Origin of the sequence: Enterococcus sp. 1001283B150225_161107_E12, from assembly GCF_015556925.1 — a bacterium.
GTDB classification, from domain to species: domain Bacteria; phylum Bacillota; class Bacilli; order Lactobacillales; family Enterococcaceae; genus Enterococcus_B; species Enterococcus_B mundtii.
The window spans coordinates 1-1,718 of sequence record NZ_JADNNI010000034.1 but is presented as its reverse complement, the minus strand read 5'-3'; the positions used below and the strand labels follow the sequence as shown (position 1 = coordinate 1,718).

At 37.7% G+C, this 1,718-nt stretch carries 2 protein-coding genes; both read left to right on the top strand.

All coding sequences use genetic code 11. From position 1 onward, the window contains the following. Positions 1-71: 71 nt before the first annotated feature. Positions 72-767: a helix-turn-helix domain-containing protein gene (locus tag I2F89_RS15380; protein ID WP_115357196.1), complete on the top strand. Its 696-nt coding sequence runs from the start codon at positions 72-74 to the stop codon at positions 765-767. Beyond that, positions 767-1,639, top strand: a complete 873-nt coding sequence (locus tag I2F89_RS15375; protein ID WP_115357195.1) for an IS3 family transposase — start codon at positions 767-769, stop codon at positions 1,637-1,639. The genes I2F89_RS15380 and I2F89_RS15375 overlap by 1 nt, the downstream gene beginning before the upstream one ends. Positions 1,640-1,718 lie beyond the last annotated feature (79 nt).

Below are 1,718 nucleotides of genomic sequence, written 5' to 3'. Positions count from 1 at the left end.
TGATATGCTCCCTATAAAGTAGACAAGGAAAAAAACAAAATTCCAAATCTACTTTATAAGGAGTTTTTTGTATGTCTAAGAGAAGTCCATATTCTCCAAAAGAAAAATATCAGATCATTTCAGAGGTGATGGGTGGTCGTTGTAGCGTAAACAGTATAACGAAGAAATATTCTCTTTCCAATGGGACGATAGAAAGTTGGATTCATAAATATAACGAGGAGGGGCTCGAGGGGTTAAAAGAGGCGAAAACCTGGAAGCGGTATGATCGTGAACAAAAACAGAAAGCCATTCTAGCTGTCCTCAATAAAGAGATGTCTCTTCGTCAGGCAACGCTATTATTTCAAATATCTTCACACTCCGTTTTAAGAAAATGGATTTCAAGTTATACTAAGGGGGAAACACTAAAATTTACAAGTAAAGGCAGTGTACCCAAAACCATGACAAAAGGACGTAAAACCACTTATCAAGAGCGTATCGAGATCGCTCAATATACCATCGCTAATGAGCTGAATTACGCGCAGTCGATTGAAAAATACGATATTTCCTATCAACAGGTGTATTCTTGGGTAAAAAAATACCAACAATATGGAGAAGAAGCGTTAAAAGACAATCGTGGTCGAAACAGATCAAGCGAGTTCTTAACCGAAGAAGAACGGCTGAAATTACGAGTAAAAGAGTTAGAAGCTCGAAACAAGCATTTAGAAATGGAGAATGATTTCGTAAAAAAGCTACAGGAAGTTCGGCGGCGAAACCATCCCTCACGTTAGTGAGGAACGTTGAACTCTACCAAACGATTTCTTCTCTTCATGAAGAGAAGAACTATTCAATCACTCAGCTCTGTCAGTTAGCAGGGATTGCCCGCTCTTCGTACTATAAATGGGTGAAATGGCAACCTTCCAAAAAGGAAATGGCCAACCGAAAGTTGGCGAAAGAGATTAAGAAGAAATATGACAGCAAAAAAGGAGCAATTGGTTATCGGCAAATTCGAATGCAGATTAACAGAAAACTAAAGAAACAGTATTCTCGAAATCGTTATTATCGATTAATGAAAGCCATTGGTATCAAAGCAGTCATCAAAAAAAAGCGTCCCACTTATATAAAATCGATGGAAGCACATGTTGCAGAAAATGTATTAAACCGTAAATTTGTCGCTAAAAAGCCCAATCAGAAATGGTGTACAGACGTGACTGAATTGCGCTATGGAAATGGTAGAAAAGCCTATTTAAGTGCAATCATCGATCTCTATGATCATTCGATTGTCTCTTGGGAGCTAGGTCATTCAAACAATAATTTACTTGTCATGAATACGATAAAAAAAGCAATGGATAAGAACTCTGGAGTAAGACCATTACTTCATAGTGATCGTGGGTTTCAATACACGTCTTATGACTATAAGAAACTTGAAACAACATATAAGTTCACCAAAAGTATGTCCCGAGTGGGGCGTTGTCTAGATAATCAACCGATTGAACATTTTTGGGGAACCTTTAAAGAAGAAAAATTTTATCAAGAAAGCTACCAGAATTTTGAGGACTTAAAGAAATCTGTAGGTGAATATATGCGGTATTATAATAACTACCGCTATTCGGAAGCCTTGAATGAGCTTTCGCCGAATGAGTTTAGAAAGCAAGCTGCATGAAAACAGGAATCGAGTGACTCGATCCCTGTTTTCATACCATTTTTGTTTTTTTACTGTCTACTTGACAGGGGGCACTTCA